The following is a 19,520-nucleotide window of genomic DNA, read 5'->3' as shown; positions in this document are numbered from 1 at the left end:
TCAGGAGACGCAGCGATCAAAGATGCTGCGTTTGCTCGGGCGGATTGCCCCAGTCGTTGTGCAACCCATCCCGATAGATCACGGGCGCACTCAACGCCGCATCGAGATCGAGTTCATCGATGCACATGATGTTGACGTTGATATACGGATACCCCGTGCCGTTCGGCATATCGATCCGATCGAATACATGGACCCCGCAGCGCCGGCAGAACGGATGATGCGCGACCGCATTTTTCCCCTGATATTCGCTGAGCGCGGCTTCGTCCGAAAGCAGACGAAAGTCCTCGCGGCGAACCTGCACGTGCCAGAATCGCAGCCTGCTGCAATAACTGCAATTGCATTTCGACGTGCCCTTGTCGAAATCGATGCGAGCCTCGAACTTCACGAATTGGCAATGGCAGCTTCCGAGGTACGTGCGCAGCATGGGGTTCTCCGAGGTTGAGGGCCGCTGCAATTATGGACGGCACGACTTCGCGCTGCCAACGCACGAGCCGTCGCAACCCTCGCAGTAGTGGCGGTCGCGCACCGCGCGATCCACGCGCCAGACGTTAGCCTCGGCCGGCCGCGCCGTTCCCACCGAGCGGCCGTTTTCCCGAGCATGAAAGCTCGGCTCGCCCGCCTTGCCGCGGCGAATCGCTTCATCGATGCCCGGCTCGCCGAACGCCGCTTTCAGTTCGGCCACGAACGCCGCGATCTCGGGCATTGGATGCCCGGCCGGCTTGCGCACTCGCATGTCCATTCATCCGCTCCCGAAAAAAGTGCCTATTCGCCATATCTTAAAAACGATGTAGGATACTGTATATCCATACAGGTATTTTCGCAAATGACAACCGCCCTGCCAGCACCGGAAGCCATTCACCCGTCCTTGTGGCGGGCGTCCCAGCTTGGCGCTGGCCGCGGCCGCAGCGTTGATACCGGCTATCCGGCCCTGTCGGCGGAATTGCCCGGCGGCGGCTGGCCGCTCGGCGCGCTGGTCGATCTGCTGGTGCAGCAGGCCGGCGTCGGCGAACTGCGGCTGTTGCAGCCGGCGCTCAGCGCCGTCGGCGAGCGTCCGGTCGCCTTCGTGCAGCCGCCGCACACGCCGGACGGCCTCGGGCTCAACTACATCGGCCTGTCGCTGCAGCAGGTGCTGCGCATCAACGCGCCGAAAACCGCCGACGCGCTGTGGTCCGCCGAGCAGATCCTGCGCGCCGGCAGTTGCGGCGCGCTGATCTTCTGGGCGCAATACGCGCAGGCGTCGTCGCTGCGCCGCCTGCATCTGGCCGCGCAGTCGTCGGAGACGCTGTTCATCATGGTGCGGCCGCTCGCCACTGCGCAGGACGCGTCGCCCGCGCTGCTGCGGCTCGCGCTCAGGCCATCGGCCGAGGGTCTCACCATCGACATCGTGAAACGACGAGGGCCCGCTCGCGCAGAGCCCCTGTCGATTCCCCTTCAACCCACACCCGTTCTGCTTTCCCGACATGCGCGTCTTTCTCGCCGTTCATCTGCCAAAGTTGCCGCTCGAGGTCTTCAGACCGAAGTGGTCGCCTGAGCCCGCGCATGGCTGCGCGGTGCTGGAGAAAGACAAGGTGGTCATGGCCGATCCCGCCGCGCGCTCGGCAGGCGTGCGTGCGGGCATGAAGCGCGGCGGCGTGCTGACGCTGTCGCCGGAAACCGAGATGGTTGAGCGCGACAGCGGCCGCGAGGCGGCGGCTCATCGCGAGGTTGGGATCGCACTGATGCGCTTCTCACCCGAAGTCGCGCTGCTCGATGAGGCGACGGTGGTCGTCGAGATCGGCGCGAGTCTGCGGCTCTTCGGCGGCCTGCTCGCGCTGTGCCGCGACGCCAAGGCCATCCTCGATGCGCTCGGTTTCACCGCGCGCATCAGTGCCGCGCCGACCGGCCAGGGCGCGTGGCTGCTCGCGAAGTTCGGCAACCGCCGCGTGCTGAAGCTCGCGTCGCTCGAACAGCGCCTCTCAGCGCTGCCGATGCTCGCCGTGCCCGAAGTCCGCCCGTTCGCCGACTGGTTCACGGGCCTTGGTTGCGAGCGCATCGCCGATCTGCGCCGCCTGCCCCGCGCCGGCTTGCAGCGCCGCTGCGGCGAACATCTGCTCGACTCGCTCGACCGCGCGTTCGGGACCGCGCCCGAACTGTTCGACTGGCTCGAACTGCCGCCCACGTTCTCGGCGCGCATCGAGATGCCGGACCGGCTTGAACACGCGGATGGCGCGGTATTCGGCGCGCAGCGGCTCGTCGTGCAACTGTGCGGATGGCTGTGCGCGAAGCAGCTTGCGGTCAGCGGCATTCGCCTGTCGCTCGAACACGAGCGCGGACGCAATGCGATCGAGCCGACCACGATCGACATCGCGCTCGGCGAGCCGACCTGGCGCGAAGAACATCTGATGCGGTTGCTGAAAGAGCGGCTGCATCGCATCGAGCTCGCCGCGCCCGTGATTGCGTTGCGGCTCGACGCATCGAACGTCGAGTCGGCCGCGCCCGCGTCCGCGACGCTGTTTCCCGAACCGGGCGGCTCGCAGGAAGATCACGAGCGCCTGCTCGAACTGCTGGTCGCGCGGCTCGGTGAAGAGAACGTGCTGAAACCCGCACCGACGGCCGATCATCGCCCGGAGATCGCGAACCGCTGGCTGCCGGTGTCGCAGCCGGTCAAACCCGAACCGCTGCCGCAGAATCTGCCGCGCCCGACGTGGATGCTCGACACGCCCGTGCGTCTGTTGATGCGCCAGCACCGTCCGTTCTATGGCTCGCCGTTGCGCATGGTGTCGCCGGGCGAGCGCATCGAGAGCGGCTGGTTCGACGGCGAGCTCGTCACGCGCGATTACTTCGTCGCGCAGGCGGACGACCAGAGCTGCTACTGGATCTACCGCGAACGCGTGAGCAGCCGCGACGCGGAAGAAGAGCAACGCTGGTTCCTTCATGGCCTGTTCGGCTGACAGGCGCGGCTGATATGCGCGGATGAACGGCCATGGACACCACCTTCACGATGCTGCCGGCGTATGCCGAGCTGTTCTGCTTTTCCAACTTCACGTTTCTGCGCGGCGCGTCGCACGCTGAGGAACTGGCCGAGCGTGCCGCGCAACTCGGCTACTCCGCGCTCGCGATCACCGACGAATGCTCGCTCGCGGGAGTCGTGCGCGCGCATGTCGCGGCGAAGGAAGCGAAGCTGCCGTTCATCGTCGGTTCGTATTTCCGGCTCGTCAATGCCGATGGTTCGCCGGCCTTCGGCCTGATCCTGCTCGCCCGCAACCGCAACGGCTACGGCAACCTGTCCGAACTGATCACGCTGGCACGCATGCGCGCGCCTAAGGGCGAATACCGGCTCACGCCGCAGGATCTGTCGCGGCCGGAGAAGGAATATCGCCACCTGCTCGGCATGCCCGACTGCCTCGCGATTCTGGTGCCGGATTTCCCGGCCAGCGAAGACGCGCTCGACGCGCAGGTCGAATGGCTCGACGAAACCTTCACCGGCCGCGCATGGGTCGGTCTCGTGCTGCATCAGCGCGCGATGGACGACATGCATCGCGGCGCGGTCGAATTCGTCGCGAAGAGCCGCGACGTGCCCGTCGTCGCACTCGGCGAAGTCGTGATGCACGTGCGCTCGCGCAAGCCGCTGCAAGACACGATGACCGCGATCCGGGTCGGCAAGCCGGTCCATGAGTGCGGCTATGATCTCGCGCCGAACGCCGAGCAGCATCTGCGCTCGCGGTTGCGCCTCGCCAACCTGTACCCGGAAGACGCGCTGGCCGCGACGGTCGACATCATGAGCCGCTGCACGTTTTCGCTCGATGAGCTGCGCTACGAGTATCCCGACGAGCTGGTGCCGGCCGGCCATACGCCGGCCTCGTATTTGCGCCAGGAGACCTATATCGGCGCGCAGCGGCGTTTTCCGGCGGGGATCCCGCATCACGTGCAGCAGCAGATCGAGCACGAACTCGAACTGATCGCGGACCTGCAGTACGAGCCGTATTTCCTGACCGTCTATGACATCGTCCGCTTCGCGCGCAGCCAGCACATTCTGTGTCAGGGGCGCGGCTCGGCCGCGAACTCGGCGGTCTGTTACTGCCTCGGCGTGACTGAGGTGGACCCGGCGCGCGGCAACATGCTGTTCGAGCGCTTCATCAGCAAGGAGCGCGGCGAGCCGCCCGATATCGACGTCGACTTCGAGCACCAGCGGCGCGAAGAAGTGATCCAGTACATCTATCGCAAGTACGGCCGCGACCGGGCCGCGATCGCGGCGGCGGTGTCGACCTATCGTCCGCGTGGCGCGCTGCGGGAAACCGGCAAGGCGCTCGGCGTCGATCCGCAGATCGTCGATGCGGTCGCGAAGTCGCATCACTGGTTCGATGGCCGCCAGGATCTGCTCGCGCGCTTCGCGGAATCCGGCCTCGATCCGGACAAGCCGCTGATTCAGGCCTGGGCGAAGCTCGCCGCGCAACTGCTGAATTTTCCGCGCCATCTGTCGCAGCATTCGGGCGGCTTCGTGATCAGCCGCGGCAAGCTCACGCGGCTCGTGCCGGTGGAAAACGCGGCGATGGCCGACCGCTCGGTGATCGAGTGGGACAAGGATGATCTCGAATCATTGGGCTTGCTGAAGGTGGACGTGCTCGCGCTCGGCATGCTGTCCGCGATCCGGCGCACGCTCGACCTCGTGTCGGAACAGCGCGGCGAACGTTTCGAAATGCAGGACATTCCGTCTGAAGATCCCGCGACCTACGCGATGATTTCAGCCGCCGATACGGTCGGCGTGTTCCAGATCGAATCGCGCGCGCAGATGAGCATGCTGCCGCGCATGCGGCCACAGACGTTCTACGACCTCGTGATCGAAGTCGCGATCGTGCGGCCGGGTCCGATTCAGGGCGGCGCCGTGCATCCGTACCTGCAGCGCCGCCAGGGCTTCGAGCCCGTCACCTATCCGAGCGACGCGTTGAAGACCGCGCTGGGCCGCACGCTTGGCGTGCCGATCTTCCAGGAGCAGGTGATGCAGGTGGCGATTCTCGCGGCCGGCTTCACGGCCGGCGAAGCCGACCAGCTGCGGCGCGCGATGGCCGCGTGGAAACGCAAGGGCGGGCTCGAAAAATACTATGACCGCATCGTGCTCGGCATGCAGGAGCGCGGCTACGATGAGGCCTTCGCCGAGGCGATCTTCGAGCAGATCAAGGGCTTCGGTGAATATGGCTTCCCCGAAAGTCACGCGGCCAGTTTCGCGCTGCTCGTCTATGCGAGCAGCTGGCTCAAGTGTCACGAACCGGAGGCCTTTCTCGCCGCGATGCTGAACAGCCAGCCGATGGGCTTCTATTCGCCGTCGCAACTGGTTCAGGATGCGCAGCGGCACGGCGTCACGGTGTTGCCGGTCGATGTGACGGTGAGCGGCTGGGACTCCTCGCTCGAACCGCGTGCGGGGGCGATGCGCCCCGCCGTGCGGCTCGGTCTTTCGCTGCTGCGCGGCATGAAGGACGGCGCCGCCGAACGGATCGAGAACGCGCGCGCGGTTCGTCCGTTCGCGAGCGTCAACGATCTCGCGCGCCGCGCGCAGCTCGACCGCAAAGACCTGCATGCGCTCGCGGATGCGAATGCGTTGGCAGCGCTCGCGGGAAACCGCCGCGAAGCGCTGTGGCAGTCGGTCGCCGCGGTGCCGGACAAGGACATGCTCGCGGCCGCGGCGACTCAGGACGAAACGCCCGAACTGGGCGCACCGAGCGAAGCGCACGACATCGTCGCCGACTACCGCTCGCTCGGCCTGACGCTGAACCGCCATCCGCTGGAACTGCTCAGGCCGCAATTGCTCGCGAACCGGCTGATGCCGGCCGCGACGCTGCGGACCTATCGCGACGGCCGCCTCGCGCGCGCCTGCGGACTGGTGACGGTGCGTCAGCGACCTGGCACGGCCAAGGGCGTCGTATTCGTCACGCTCGAAGACGAGACGGGCAACGTCAACGTGATCATCTGGCCGGGCCTGCTCGAAAAACAGCGCAAGGAAGCGTTGGGCGCCACGCTGCTCGCCGTGTACGGCACGTGGCAGTGTCAGGGAGAAGTACGGCACCTCGTCGCGCAGAGGCTCGTCGATATGTCCCATCTGCTGGGCAAGTTGCAAACGACGAGCAGAAACTTCTGCTGACGCGAGCGCGCGAATGCGTATCATCGGAACAGCAAACGGAGGGCATCCATGTGCTATTCGGCTCAGATCGTGGCGGACTACCGGCGCTACGTTCGCATGTTCGGCGCGCAGATGAGCATCGAGGAATTCGCGCGGCTTTTCTTCGAACGCGCGCAAGACAATCAGGCCAGGATTCCCAAAGCGATGGAAGACGCCTTCTCGGAACCGCAGTCCGACGCGCAACGGGAAGTCTGGGCGCTGATCGAACGCTTCCGGTCGCAGCAGACCGTGAAGCTCGAACAGGAACTGTTCAAACAGCGCACCCGCTTCGCCGATGCCGAGCGCTCCTTGCAGACCAAAGTCACCAAGGCGGCGACCGAGAGCCAACGGATCGCCAAAGACAAGATCGACCGCACGCTCGAACGGCTCGACGACCTCCGCCGCGTCGATCCCAAAGCAGCCGACTCGCGCATCTTTCCAGGCTACTACGCGCCGGTACTGGTGATGGAAAACGGCCAGCGCGTGGTCAAGCCGATGCGCTATCAGTGCCGCCTCGCCGGCAAGCCCGCATCGTACGACACCCGCTATCCGGGCACGTACAACGCTCGTCGGGACAGTCTCGAAGGTTTCTGGAAAACGCTATTCGGCTACTCGCATGGACTCGTGCTGGCCAGTTCGTTCTATGAGAACGTATCGCGCGCGCGGATGGAAGGCCGTGAACTCGCGCCCGGCGACAAAGATGAAAATGTCCGGCTGGAGTTCAGCCCCAACCCGCCCCATGACATGCTGGTCGCATGCTTATGGTCACGCTGGAGCGGCAAAGGCGAGCCCGATCTATTGTCCTTCGCGGCCATCACCGATGATCCGCCGCCCGAGGTTGCCGCCGCCGGCCATGATCGCTGCATCATTCCGATCAAGCCCGAGCATATCGACGCGTGGTTGAATCCCGATCCGCACGATCTGGCAGCGCTGTACGCGATTCTCGACGATCGGGACCGGCCGTTCTACGAACATCGGATCGCGGCCTGAATACAACATGCGGTTTTCCAGGCCGCGCAATACGGTGCCGGATCATCCTTGCAATCTTCGCGCAGTAACATATTCTGCGTTATGAATCTTCGTCGGCTGGCAAAAAATACCCGGTCGCAGAGGTTCGCGAACAGGTGCGATCCGGACCCCGTCAATCATCGAAGCGCCTGCGCAACGCGCCCACCACCTGCACCATGCGCATACGCACGCCACGGACCGCGCCGAGGTCGCCGACTGGGTCTGGCCCTTCTGAACCTCACGCGCAGCACGCACCGGGGGAAAGCTCCATGGACGACGCTCCCACCACGACCACGCCGCAAAGCATGGATGCGGCGCGCACCGGCCTGAGCGCCGCCGCGCTGCAGCGCGGCGTGCTCGACAATCTGCTGTGCCTGCTCGGCCGCTATCCGGCCATCGCTTCGCCGCACGACTGGTACATGGCGCTCGCGTACAGTGTGCGCGACCGCATGCTGGCGCGCTGGGCCGCCTCCGTCCAGACCTACGCCGTCAGCGATTCGCGCGTAGCCTGCTACCTTTCCGCCGAATTCCTGATCGGCCCGCAACTCGGCAACAACCTCGCCAACCTCGACATCGAGGCCAACGCGCGTGAAGCGCTGGCCTCGCTCGGCGTCGACCTCGATACGCTGCTCGAGATCGAGGAGGAACCGGGGCTCGGCAATGGCGGGCTGGGCCGGCTCGCGGCCTGCTATCTGGATTCGCTCGCGACGCTGGAAATCCCGGCCATCGGCTATGGCATCCGCTACGAGTTCGGCATCTTCGACCAGCAAATTCGCGACGGCTGGCAGGTCGAAACCACCGACAAGTGGCTGCAACGAGGCAATCCGTGGGAGATCGTGCGCGCCGAGGTGGCGTACTACGTCGGGTTCGGCGGCAGCACGCACAACGAGACCGACGCACGCGGGCACCTGCGTGTGCGCTGGACCCCCACGCGGCAGATCAAAGGCGTAGCGTGCGACATCCCGATGCTGGGCTATCGCGTCAACACCTGCAACACCTTGCGGCTGTGGAAAAGCGAAGCGGTCGAGTCGTTCGACCTGCAGGACTTCAACGCCGGCGACTATTACGAGGCCGTCAACGAAAAGGTCATCTCCGAGACGCTATCGAAAGTGCTGTATCCGAACGACGAGCCCGAGATCGGCAAGCGCCTGCGTCTCGCGCAGCAATACTTCTTCGTGTCGTGCTCGCTGCAGGACATGCTGCGCCTGCTCGAAATCAAGGGCGAACCGCTCGGACACTTCGCGGATCTGTTCAACGTGCAGCTGAACGACACGCACCCGTCGATCGCGGTCGCCGAGCTGATGCGTCTGCTGGTGGACGACAAGGAGCTGCCGTGGGACGAGGCCTGGGACATCACGCGGCGCGCGCTCGCGTACACCAATCACACGCTGCTGCCCGAGGCGCTCGAAACCTGGGGGCTGCCGCTGATGCGCAACCTGCTGCCGCGCCTGCTCGAAATCATCTACGAGATCAACCGGCGTTTCCTCGACGAGGTCCGGCAACGCTTTCCGGGCGATGAAGCGCGCCTCGCACGCATGTCGCTGATCGACGAGCGCGGAGACAAGCTCGTGCGCATGGCGCATCTCGCGACGGTCGGCGCCCATGCGATCAACGGCGTGGCCGAACTGCATTCCGGGCTGCTCAAGCAGACCGTGCTGCGGGACTTCGCCGAATTGTGGCCTGAGCGCTTTCACAACGTCACGAACGGCGTCACCCCGCGCCGTTTCATGCTGCTTTGCAATCCGGGGCTCGCGCGGCTGCTCGACGAGACCGTCGGCGCTGGCTGGGTCACGGATCTGGCGCGATTGCGCAAGCTCGAAGCCTATGCCGACGACGCCGCGTTCCAGCAGCGTTGGCGCAGCGTGAAGCAGTCGAACAAGGAGGTGCTCGCCGAGCATATCCGCCGCGTCACCGGCATCGGCGTCGATACTGCCGCGCTGTTCGACGTGCAGGTCAAGCGCATCCACGAATACAAGCGGCAGCATCTGAACGCGTTGCTGATCGTCACACTGTACCGGCGCCTGCTGCGCGATCCGCAACTCGCGCTGACGCCGCGCTGTTTCGTCTTCGGCGGCAAGGCCGCGCCCGGCTATGTGATGGCCAAGCTGATCATCCGTTTGATCAACGGCATTGCCGAAGTCGTGAATAACGACCCGGTGGTGAACGGCCGGCTGAAGGTCGTGTTCTATCCGGACTTCAACGTGAAGAATGCCCACTTCATGTACCCCGCCGCCGATGTCTCCGAGCAGATTTCGACGGCCGGCAAGGAGGCGTCTGGCACCGGCAACATGAAGTTCATGATGAACGGCGCGCTGACGATCGGCACGCTCGACGGCGCCAACGTCGAAATCCGCGAAGAAGTCGGCGACGAAAACTTCTTCCTGTTCGGCCTGACCGCCGACGAAGTGGCAGGCGTGAAGCGCGCGGGTTATCACCCCGCGGACTATGTGAAGGACAACGCGGAACTGGGCGAAGTACTGCAACTGATCGCCGACGGTCATTTCTCGCGCGGCGACAGTGAAATGTTCCGCCCGCTCATCGACAATCTGCTGCACGCGGACCCGTTTCTCGTGCTCGCCGATTACGCCGCTTACGTGGCGCGTCAGGACGACGTCAGCGCCGCCTGGCAGGACACGCGGCGCTGGACCCGCATGTCGATCCTGAACACCGCGCGCTCGGGCAAGTTCTCCTCCGACCGGGCCATCGGCGAATACTGCAAGAAGATCTGGAGGATCTGCCCGATAAGGATCACCCTTGACCAATGACCCTGAAACGGCATTGCTGCGTGCTCACGCGGTTCGCCCCGGCTCGCGGTTTCCGACGGGCGTCAGCGCGGTGCCCGGGGGCATCAATTTCTGCATCTTCTGCCGCCACGCGACGCGCGTCGAGCTATTGCTGTACGAGGCCGCGGACAGCCCCGCGCCGTTTCAGATCATCCCTCTCTGTACCGATGAGAATCGAACCTTCTTCTTCTGGCATGTGATGGTGGAACGACTGCCGTTCGGCACGCACTACACGTGGCGAGTGGATGGTCCGCGCGATACGCAGTCCGGCGGCTTCGCGTTCGATCCCGAACGCGAACTCCTCGATCCGTATGCCCGCGCGGTCAGCGACGTTCTGTGGACACGGCGTGGGGCCGGCAACCCGAACCCCGCCGCGCACGCCACGCACCGCGCGATCGTGACGGAACCGCTGCGCGCGCCCCCCAACCGTATCTCGCGCGGCCTCGACAACGCGATCATCTACGAGTTGCACGTGGGCGGCTTCACGCGTCATCCGTCGAGCGGCGTCCAGCATCCCGGCACCTTCGCCGGCCTGATCGAGAAGATTCCGTATCTCACGCAACTCGGCGTGACCCACGTCGAGCTGCTGCCGGTGATGGCCTTCGACGAGCAGGACGTTCCGCCCGGGACGGCAGCCCTCGGCCTGATCAACTACTGGGGCTACAGCACGCATAGCTTCTACAGCCCGCATCCTCGCTACTGCCTGGACCCCGCGCGCGCGCCGCAGGAGTTTCGCGCGCTCACCGACGCGATGCACGCCGCGGGCATCGCTGTGCTGCTCGACGTCGTGTTCAACCATACGGCGGAAGCCGGCGAGACGGGGCCCGTCATCAACTTCAAGGGCCTCGTCAACGATATTTTCTACCACCTCGACGAGACCGACCGGCGTCGCTATCGGGACTACACCGGCTGCGGGAACACGGTCAATTGCAACCATCCGCTGGTGACGGCGTTCATCGTTCATTGCCTCGAATACTGGGTGGAGGAGCTGGGCGTCGACGGGTTCCGCTTCGATCTGGCGAGTGTCTTCGCGCGCGACCAGCACGGCGAGCTGATGGCCGATCCACCGCTGCCCTGGGCGATGGAGTCTTCGCGTGTGCTTGCGCACGTGCCGTTGATCGCGGAAGCGTGGGACGCCGCCGGCATGTACCAGGTCGGCGCCTTTCCCGGCATGGCGTGGGCCGAGTGGAACGGCCGCTATCGGGACGTGATTCGCCGTTTCGTGCGCGGCGACCCGGGCCTGATCGGGGAGGTCGCCACCTGCATCGCGGGCAGTTCGGACCTGTATGCGGACGGCGGCAGGTTGCCCGACAACAGCATCAACTTCGTCACGTGCCACGACGGCTTCACGCTGATCGATCTGGTGAGCTACGAGACGAAACTCAACGAGGTCAATGGCGACGGGAATCGCGACGGCAGCTCCAATAACCTGTCGTGGAACTGCGGGACCGAGGGCGAGACCTCCGACCCGACGATTCTCGCGCTGCGGCTGCGCCAGGCGCGCAACCTGATGGCCATTCTGTTCCTGAGCCAGGGCGTGCCGATGATGCTCGCCGGCGACGAGGTACTGCGCAGCCAGCGCGGCAACAACAACGCCTATTGTCAGGACAACGCGCTCAGCTGGTTCGACTGGACACCCACTGAAACCGGCTCGGCCATGTCGCGCTTCGTGCGTGAATTGATTGCGCTGCACATGCGCCACGCAAGTTTGCGCCGGCAGAATTTCCTGACCGGCCGGCCATCGCCCGGGCAAACGCGGCCGGATGTGGCATGGCATGGCGAGCGCCTGAACGAGCCCGGCTGGCACGATGCCGGCGCGCGGCTTCTCGCCGCCACACTGGGCGGCGAAAAGCCGGGCGAGCCGGCACTGCACATGGTGTTCAACATGAGCGATTGCGCGCGCACGGTCGAGTTGCCCGCGCCAGACGCGCGGCACTGGCGGCGTATCGTCGATACCGCGCGCGACAGTCCGCATGACATCGTGCAAGTTGCGCAGCAGGGCGTCATCGAAAGCGAGCAATGTCGCGTGGAAGCGCGCAGTGTCGTGGTCCTGGAAGAAGCGAGCTGAAGTTACCCAAATCACCCGGTCTGTCGTCCTCTAATGTCGATCGCGGAGGGCATCATGAGAATCAGCGTATATGGGCCGTCCGTCGTCCTCGCGATGGTTGCGCTCGTGGTGCATGGCAGCGCATTCGCGAGGTCCGAAGCGTGCCATCCGGCCTCGGAGAAGCAGATTTCCGCACTGTTCGATCGCTGGAACGACTCGCTGAAAACCGGCGACCCGCAGAAGGTAGTGGCGAACTACGCACCGAACTCGATCCTGCTGCCGACCGTCTCGAACAAGCCGCGTTTGACCGCCGACGAAAAGCTCGACTATTTCAAACACTTCCTCGAAAACAAACCGGTCGGCACGATCGACTTCCGCGACATCATGATCGAATGCAATACGGCGATCGACTCGGGGCTCTATACGTTCAAGTTCGCGGACGGCTCGGTCGTCAAGGCGCGCTATACGTTCACCTACGCGTGGAACGGACACAAGTGGCTGATTACCAGCCATCATTCGTCGAAAATGCCGGAAGGCAATTAGGCGATGAGGTTGAGAAGAAGTCAGGCTGGGACTAGAACCTCATTCACGAATGGCCTGAATACGTCCCGCCTTGACTGCCGCTTTCAAAACCGTCCAATCCGCCTCATTCTGCTCCGCATAAGCGAGCGCGAATTGCACGACGGCTTCGTCGAATGCGTCCGACTTGCCGACATATCCGCTGAGCAATGCGGGGTCGCCTGCTTTCGCCATCGAATGCGCCAGCGCGTGAGCGCAGGACACCGCATATTCGCCCAGATCTTCGACGTCGAACGTGGTGAAGTCGAACGCCCCCTTCATGTCGCGCAATTGCCGCACATAGAAGTCGTTGCCGGTGTGATGCATCTTCGACCAGCCGAGGAAAATGTCGCTGGCCGACTGCAGCAGACGCTGCCCGTTCACCACGCGCTGGCCGTGATTGGCATAGCGGCTCGGCGGCAGATACTCCTCCAGCACGGAAGCCCGCGCCTCCTTGAGTTGCAGGAACAGCGGGCACTCTCCGTCGGCCATGAAGAGCGTCTCGTAGCAACGCGTTCCCACCGAGCCGATGCCCACCACGCGAATGGCGATATCCACCAGCTCATAGCGATCGAACAGTGCGCGCCTGTCATCGGGAAGCGTCAGTCGATAGTCGGCGAAAAAGCGCCGTACCAGCGTTTGGTACTGTTTCTGGTCGTGCTTGCTCTCGAGTGGGACGTGGTACACGAGCGGGGGCGAGTCCTTGATGCGCAACTTGCCGTTGACCATCTCGGTTGCGCGAGTCAGCACGGAACGTGATGACTGCTGCCTCGCCTTTTCGATGACGGCCAGTTCTTTCCGTCTTTCCTCCACCGAATCGGCAATCGCCAGCATGCTCGCTGCCTTGAACTGGCAATACCAGACGTCGAGCGTGTCCATGCTGCTCAATCCGGCGAGCCGTTGCCGGAAGGTCTCGCAGAGCCGGCGTACCACGGCGCGCTGGTCGCGAATCGTAAAGCCTCGTTCGCGCGCGGCAATCACGAACGAAGCGGCGAGCCTGCGCACGTCCCAGTCGAACGGACCCGGCAGGGTTTCGTCGAAGTCGTTGGGGCCGAAAAGAATGCGCCGTTCCGGACTCGCGAACAGCCCGAAATTAGCGAGATGCGCATCGCCGCCCAATTGCACGCTCACGTTGGAATGAGGCAGCTTCGACAGGTCGTGCGCCATCAGCGGCGCGGCACCCCGATAGAACGCGAACGGACTCGCGACCATCCGACCGTAGCGGATCGGTATCAGCTCCGGCACGCGGCCCACGTTGGACGCATCGAGCAGAGCGATGGGATCGCGATCGACGATCTTGCAGATTCCCAGCTCCGCGCGCGGCGCCTTCTTGCGCGCCGCCTTGCCCTGCTCCATGCGCGCGGCCAGCGAGCCACGCCCGGCGAACAGCATGGACGGATCTTCCTGTGCCGCCAGCGTCCTCGGATCGGCGCGATCCGTGGCGGGTTGGATGGACTTCTCAGCAGCGGAATCAGACACGCGTCACTCCTTGTTCGAATCGGGATCAAGCGGCCTTGTCATGTCACTTCCCTTCCCGTCACTTCACTTTGCCTTGCTTTATCCCGGCTTGTCGGCGTCCGGGGCTGCCGCCCACGCGGGTGGCGACAGATCGCGCAGTGCGTCGATCGCCGCATCGACCGTCTCGAAGATCTCGCGATGCGCGCCGCTCATCCGCAGTGCCTTATACCGCTCGAGTTCGTGCCGCACGCCAGCCGGCACCGCGACCACCGCGATACCCAGGCCGCGCTGGTCGAGTTCGGCACCCAGCTGGAGCAAGGTCTTGCCGGCCGTGTAGTCGATATTGCTGATCTCGGTTGCGTCGATCACGACCCAGCGCAACGGAACGTTCGCTTCGTTGACGATTTTCAGCACTTCCTCGGTGAAGCGCCCCGTGTTCGCATAGAACAGATCCGCCTCGAACCGGTAGATGACGATGCCGGGTGCGGCGAGCAGATTCGGCTCGACGTGATGGGGAATCCAGTGGCCGGTGGGGCCGCGCGTCAACACGCGCGTGCGCAGCCGATAGCTATGCCGCGCATGCGCGATCAGCGACAGCACGACGGCGGCAAGAATGCCGTGCATCACATCGACGAACACGACCACGCCCGCCGCGAGCAACGCAACGACGAATTCGTCCTTCTGCATGCGAAACAGTTCGGCCATCCCCTTCACGTCGATCAGCTTCACACCGATCATGAAGACGATTGCCGACAGCACGGCGGCAGGCATCAGGCTGAGCGGCCTCGTGAGGAACAGCAGCACCAGCAGCACGATTACGGCTGTGGTCAGATGAGCGGCCTGGGTGCGTCCTCCCGCATCGTCGATGATCTCGGTCTTGGTCGGACTGCCGTTCACGACGAAGGTGCCGGTAAACGCCGCGGCCGCGTTCGCCGCCGCGAGCCCGATGATATCGGCGTTATCGTCGCCCTTCTCGTTGTTGCGGGCCGCGTAGGCACGCGCCGTCGCCGCGCTCTGCGCGATGATGACGATGAAGCACGAGGCCGCCGTCGCCAGTACCTGGTTGATCTCGCTCATGTGCAGCGGCGGCACGAACAGCGACGGCAGTCCGCCGGGCACTTCGCCCGTCACCGCGATGCCGTGTGCGGCGAAATTGAACACCCCGCTCGCCACGATGGAGCCGACCACGGCGATCAGCGCGCCTGGCGCATGCGGCGCGAGACGCTTGCAGCCGATGATCACCGCGAGTACGGCAAGCGAAAGGAGCGTGGTCGGATAGTTCGCTTCGGCCACACGTTGAACCACGCTCACCAGTTGCATGACGGGGCCATGCCCCTCTTTCGCGAGCCCGAGCAGCCCGGCGAGTTCCCCCGCCGCGACCTGCACGCCTACCCCCGTCAGAAAGCCGATCAACGCGCTTCGTGAAAGAAAGTCGGCCAGAAAGCCGAGCCGAAAGATTCGCGCGATCACCAGCATCACGGCGACCGTCAGAGCCACCGTGCTCGTCAGCCCGATGTATTCCTTGCTGCCCAATGCTGCGACGGTCGTCAACGTACCCGCGAGGATCGCGGCCGTCGCGGAGTCCGCCGCAACTACCAGTTGACGCGAAGCGCCCAGAACCGCGAACGCCACCAGCGGCAACAGGATCGTATAAAGGCCCGTGACGGTGGGTGTGCCCGATATCTTCGTGTATCCCATCACCTCGGGTATGCCGAGAGCCGCCAGCGTGAGCCCGGCGATGATGTCGCGCGGCAGTTGAGAGGAATTGAAGGGCAGAAGCCCTTGCAGAAACGGCGAGTGATGCAGATGAGCGCGTGTGGAAGCCGCTGGTTTCATGTGTCCACCTCCACTCAGGTCGTGAGCTTGCCGACCAGCGCGTTCGCGATGATCTCGTTCGCGATCACCACGTTGGATGCCCCCGCGCTCTCGAACAACATCTTTCTCAAGGGGTTTTCGCCGGGCACTGCAATCGCGAGCGACGCATTCAGCGTATGCGCCGCCAGCGTGATCGCCAGATTGTTGTTGCTGTCGGGGGTCGTCACGACCAGCGCTTTGGCACGGTCCAGCCGCGCGTGCTTAAGCACGTCGTCGAATTCGCCGGGCGGACCTTGCACGACCTGAAAGTCGTGATCCGCCGCCCGTTCGGCCTGCCCCTGATCGCCCACGAGCACGAGCACCGTATGTCCGGCGTCGCGCAGCCGCCCGGCGACCAGTTCGCCGAGCGAATGAAATCCCACTACCACGACATGATCGGCAAGTTGGTCGAGCTTGCGCTCCATGATCCTGTTCTCCCGATAAGCCATCACGTCGTCGCCGGATAGCATGCCAGTGAGCCTCGAAACCGCGAATCCGCCGATCAGCATGGTCGCGATCATGGCTACCAGCATGAAGATCTTTTGAGGCCGATTGAATTCGCCAAAGGCGCCGAGTGTCGTGACGAGGTTGAGCCCATCCCACACCGATGTAAGTACTTTGTTTGGGAACGAGGTATTGGACTGATCCAGGATGAACAGCCCGGTGGCGGCACTGCAGAGCAGCAGAACGAGAAGGCCGACCGTGTGGCGTGCGCGGCGGCGCCATTCGCGAATACGGATGGCTCCAAGACGAGGCTCATTTACACGGAAGATCCACATGGTCACCTCGGATAGTCGAAACGATCGAGACAACAGCGAACCCAATCCAAGCAGACAAGCTCCCCCTTTTTGCGCCGGTAGTCAATAGTCGAGAGCCCCCAGCGAAGAGGCTCTGTAAGCATTTTGAGCGCCTTCTACGACGATGCTCCCCCTGCTTCGGAGACGGGCTCGAACGCCACCCGCTGCTCCTGCGAGTCGTAGCGGCAAACCACCCGCATCCCTTCACCGATTTCGCCATTGATCAGCGCTTTCGCCAACGGATTTTCGACGCGCTGCTGAATCTGCCGGCGCAGTTCGCGCGCGCCGAACTCGGGCCGGTAGCCCTCGGTCGCGAGATGGTCGATGAGCGAGTCGTCGAAGCTCAACTCGATGTCCTGGCTGCTGGCAATGCGCCGCACCTGCTCCAGCAGAATCCGCACAATATGGCGCGTCTCGTCGCGGCCCAGCGACTTGAACACGATGATGTCGTCGATCCGGTTCAGGAACTCCGGCCTGAAATGCTGCCGCAGCACGTTCATCACGCCGCTTTCCACGCTGACGGAGCCCGCCTGGCTGAAAAATCCCGGCCCCGTGCGATTCTGTCCGGTGATCACGTCGGACGCGAGATTGCTCGTCGCGATGATCAGCGTATTGCTGAAATCGACGACGCGCCCTTTGCCGTCCGTCAGGCGTCCATCGTCGAAAACCTGTAGCAGCACGTTGTACACGTCCGGATGCGCCTTTTCGATTTCGTCGAGCAGGATCACGCTGTACGGTCTGCGCCGCACCCGTTCGGTCAGCTGCCCGCCCTCTTCGTAGCCAACGTAGCCGGGCGGCGAACCGATCAAACGCGCGACGGTATGGCGCTCCATGTATTCGCTCATGTCGAAGCGCAGCATCGCATCCTCGTCGCCGAACACGACTTCGGCGAGCGCTTTCGCCAGTTCGGTTTTGCCGACACCGGTCGGCCCCAGAAACAGAAACACGGCGGTGGGCCGGTGCCGCGCCTGCAAGCCGGCACGCGCGCGCCGCACGGCATCGCTGACGGCCACGACGGCTTCGTCCTGGCCGATCACGCGCTGATGCAAGCGCTGCTCCATATTCAGAAGCCGCTCCTTTTCTTCGGCCGTCAACTGCGCGACGGGAATGCCCGTGAGCCGCGCGACGATTTCGGCGACCTGCCCGATACTCACATGCGATGTGTGGGTGCCGACACTCTTCTTCCACGCGTCGGTCGACTCGCGCAACTGCTCTTCCTTCGCGGTGATCTCGCCGCCGAGCGCATGCGCGCGATCGAACTGCTTGCGCGATGCCGCATAGTCCTGCTCGCGGCGCAGTTGACCGATTTCCGCTTCGAGTTCGAGCACGGCGGCAGGACGCGATGTCGACGACAGATTGACACGCGCCGCGGCCTGATCGATCAGGTCGATCGCCTTGTCGGGCAGAAAGCGCCCGGAGATATAGCGATCCGACAACTCCGCCGCGCCGACGATCGCATCGTCCTGGATCGTCACCTTGTGATGCGCCTCCAGCCTGTCGCGCAGTCCGCGCAAAATGTTGATGGTCTGCACGACGGACGGCTCGGCGATCAGCACCGGCTGAAAGCGCCGCTCGAGCGCCGCATCCTTTTCGATGTACTTCTGATATTCGGCGAGCGTCGTTGCACCGATCAGATTGAGTTCGCCGCGCGCCATCGGCGGCTTGAACACGTTGGCGATGTCGAGACCGCCTTCGCCACCGCCCTGCCCCGCGCCGACGATCGTATGCACTTCATCGACGAACAGCACCAGCGAGTCCTGGTTTTCCAGCACTTCGTCGATCACCTGCTTCACGCGCTCTTCGAATTCGCCCCGGTACTTCGCGCCCGCGACCATCGAATTCACGTTGAGCTCGACGAGCCGCTTGTTGCGCAGCGACTCCGGCACGTCACCGTTGACCATCCGCTGTGCCAGCCCTTCGACGACCGCCGTTTTGCCGACGCCGGGCTCGCCGATCAGCACCGGGTTGTTCTTGCGCCGGCGCGCGAGCACTTCGACCATCGTTTCGATTTCGCTTGACCGTCCGATCACGGGGTCGAGCCGGCCTTCGCGCGCGAGGACCGTGAGGTCGCGGCTGTGCTTGTCGAGCTGCGGCGTGCGCGACGGCTGGCGCGGCGCCGCTGGCTTCTGCACGCCGGCCGCACGCAGCGTCTGCTGGCGCAGCGCCGGCGCTTGAACGCCGAGCCGGCCCAGCAGTTGCCCCGCAAAGCTCTCCGGCACTTCGGCCAGACCGATCAGCAGATGTTCGGCGCCGACCGAGCTGTGACCCAGTTGGCGGGAAGCCAGGAACGCGCGATCGAGCGCGCTCTTCAGCCGCGGCGAGACACCCATCGGCTCGCGCGGGCTCGGTGCGGCTGGTTCGCGCTTCTCTGCGTTCGCGTCGATATACGCGCGCAAATCGCTCCCCTTCACACCGAGCGAAGCGAGGATCGCGTCGACGGCCGCATGGTCGGCCAGCACGTATAGCAGGTGTTCGGTATCGACCTCGCGACGGCCGAACTGCGCCGCGGTTTCAGCGGCGCGCTGCAGCATCTCCATTGCGACGTCGCTGAAATGCCGCTCGATGCTGAACGATTCGCCGCCTTCGACGGGCTGCTGCGCGGCATACGGATCGGCAGCGGACGGCTCCTGGGCCGATGCCTGCGCGCGAAACAGCGCTTCGAGCGGCGAGAGAGAGCGTTGATGGCGGGTCAGTTGCGCGTAGTGAAAATCACAGACGTCGAGCACCTGACGCTGGTTGTTCTGAAGTACGGCAAGCCGCACCGTCGCCGGCCGGACACCGCAGATATCGCAAAGCAAGCGTGCCATTGTGTGTCGTCTCCATTGCGTCAAGACTTCCAGGGAAGCATACCGCGCGCCAGCCCGCCTTCCCGACGACGGCGACAT

Annotated in this window: 13 protein-coding genes; 7 read left to right on the top strand and 6 right to left on the bottom strand. The window is 64.3% G+C overall.

Annotation, left to right across the window (positions count from 1 at the left end; translation table 11 throughout):
• Positions 1–16: 16 nt before the first annotated feature.
• Together AB3X95_RS01625 and AB3X95_RS01620 are read right to left on the bottom strand one after the other, a co-directional pair.
• Positions 17–424 (bottom strand): GFA family protein, encoded by a 408-nt coding sequence (locus AB3X95_RS01625; protein WP_368598531.1) that lies wholly within the window; start codon positions 422–424, stop codon positions 17–19.
• A 30-nt stretch (positions 425–454) separates the two neighbouring features.
• On the bottom strand, positions 455–739 hold the full coding sequence (locus AB3X95_RS01620; protein ID WP_176108854.1) for a hypothetical protein: 285 nt from the start codon (positions 737–739) through the stop codon (positions 455–457).
• Positions 740–823: 84 nt separating this feature from the next.
• On the opposite strand from AB3X95_RS01620, the gene imuA reads away from it, so the two are divergent.
• The 7 genes from imuA (at position 824) to AB3X95_RS01585 (ending at position 12,511) form a co-directional block, all read left to right on the top strand.
• Positions 824–1,531 carry a translesion DNA synthesis-associated protein ImuA gene (gene imuA, locus AB3X95_RS01615; RefSeq protein WP_026228047.1) on the top strand — a complete coding sequence of 236 codons (708 nt, stop codon included), beginning with the start codon at positions 824–826 and terminating at the stop codon, positions 1,529–1,531.
• Positions 1,461–2,930 (top strand): DNA polymerase Y family protein, encoded by a 1,470-nt coding sequence (locus tag AB3X95_RS01610; protein WP_184225631.1) that lies wholly within the window; start codon positions 1,461–1,463, stop codon positions 2,928–2,930. The genes imuA and AB3X95_RS01610 overlap by 71 nt, the downstream gene beginning before the upstream one ends.
• A gap of 32 nt (positions 2,931–2,962) precedes the next feature.
• Positions 2,963–6,112, top strand: a complete 3,150-nt coding sequence (locus AB3X95_RS01605) for an error-prone DNA polymerase (RefSeq protein ID WP_176119991.1) — start codon at positions 2,963–2,965, stop codon at positions 6,110–6,112.
• Between the two features lie 48 nt (positions 6,113–6,160).
• Positions 6,161–7,120: an SOS response-associated peptidase family protein gene (locus AB3X95_RS01600; RefSeq protein WP_176365797.1), complete on the top strand. Its 960-nt coding sequence runs from the start codon at positions 6,161–6,163 to the stop codon at positions 7,118–7,120.
• 287 nt (positions 7,121–7,407) lie between these two features.
• Positions 7,408–9,903 carry a glycogen/starch/alpha-glucan phosphorylase gene (locus AB3X95_RS01595; RefSeq protein ID WP_368620509.1) on the top strand — a complete coding sequence of 832 codons (2,496 nt, stop codon included), beginning with the start codon at positions 7,408–7,410 and terminating at the stop codon, positions 9,901–9,903.
• A complete protein-coding gene (gene glgX, locus AB3X95_RS01590) occupies positions 9,893–11,989 on the top strand; it encodes a glycogen debranching protein GlgX (RefSeq protein ID WP_368620508.1) in 2,097 nt (698 codons plus the stop codon). Before AB3X95_RS01595 ends, glgX begins: the two co-directional genes overlap by 11 nt.
• A gap of 54 nt (positions 11,990–12,043) precedes the next feature.
• Positions 12,044–12,511 carry a DUF4440 domain-containing protein gene (locus tag AB3X95_RS01585; protein ID WP_176365795.1) on the top strand — a complete coding sequence of 156 codons (468 nt, stop codon included), beginning with the start codon at positions 12,044–12,046 and terminating at the stop codon, positions 12,509–12,511.
• Between the two features lie 39 nt (positions 12,512–12,550).
• On the opposite strand, the gene AB3X95_RS01580 is transcribed toward AB3X95_RS01585, so the two are convergent.
• The 4 genes from AB3X95_RS01580 to AB3X95_RS01565 all read right to left on the bottom strand — a co-directional run bounded on the left by AB3X95_RS01580 (position 12,551) and on the right by AB3X95_RS01565 (position 19,442).
• Positions 12,551–14,005: a DUF2252 domain-containing protein gene (locus AB3X95_RS01580; RefSeq protein WP_176119995.1), complete on the bottom strand. Its 1,455-nt coding sequence runs from the start codon at positions 14,003–14,005 to the stop codon at positions 12,551–12,553.
• Positions 14,006–14,083: 78 nt separating this feature from the next.
• Positions 14,084–15,820, bottom strand: a complete 1,737-nt coding sequence (locus tag AB3X95_RS01575; protein WP_368620507.1) for a SulP family inorganic anion transporter — start codon at positions 15,818–15,820, stop codon at positions 14,084–14,086.
• 14 nt (positions 15,821–15,834) lie between these two features.
• On the bottom strand, positions 15,835–16,662 hold the full coding sequence (locus AB3X95_RS01570; protein WP_254905717.1) for a TrkA family potassium uptake protein: 828 nt from the start codon (positions 16,660–16,662) through the stop codon (positions 15,835–15,837).
• Positions 16,663–16,751: 89 nt separating this feature from the next.
• Positions 16,752–19,442, bottom strand: a complete 2,691-nt coding sequence (locus tag AB3X95_RS01565; RefSeq protein ID WP_368620768.1) for an AAA family ATPase — start codon at positions 19,440–19,442, stop codon at positions 16,752–16,754.
• Positions 19,443–19,520 lie beyond the last annotated feature (78 nt).

The sequence above is a fragment of the Paraburkholderia sp. BR13444 genome (genome assembly GCF_040948755.1).
GTDB lineage: Bacteria > Pseudomonadota > Gammaproteobacteria > Burkholderiales > Burkholderiaceae > Paraburkholderia > Paraburkholderia youngii.
Note: the sequence above shows the minus strand (reverse complement) of the source record. Positions and strands in the feature narration are given on the sequence as shown.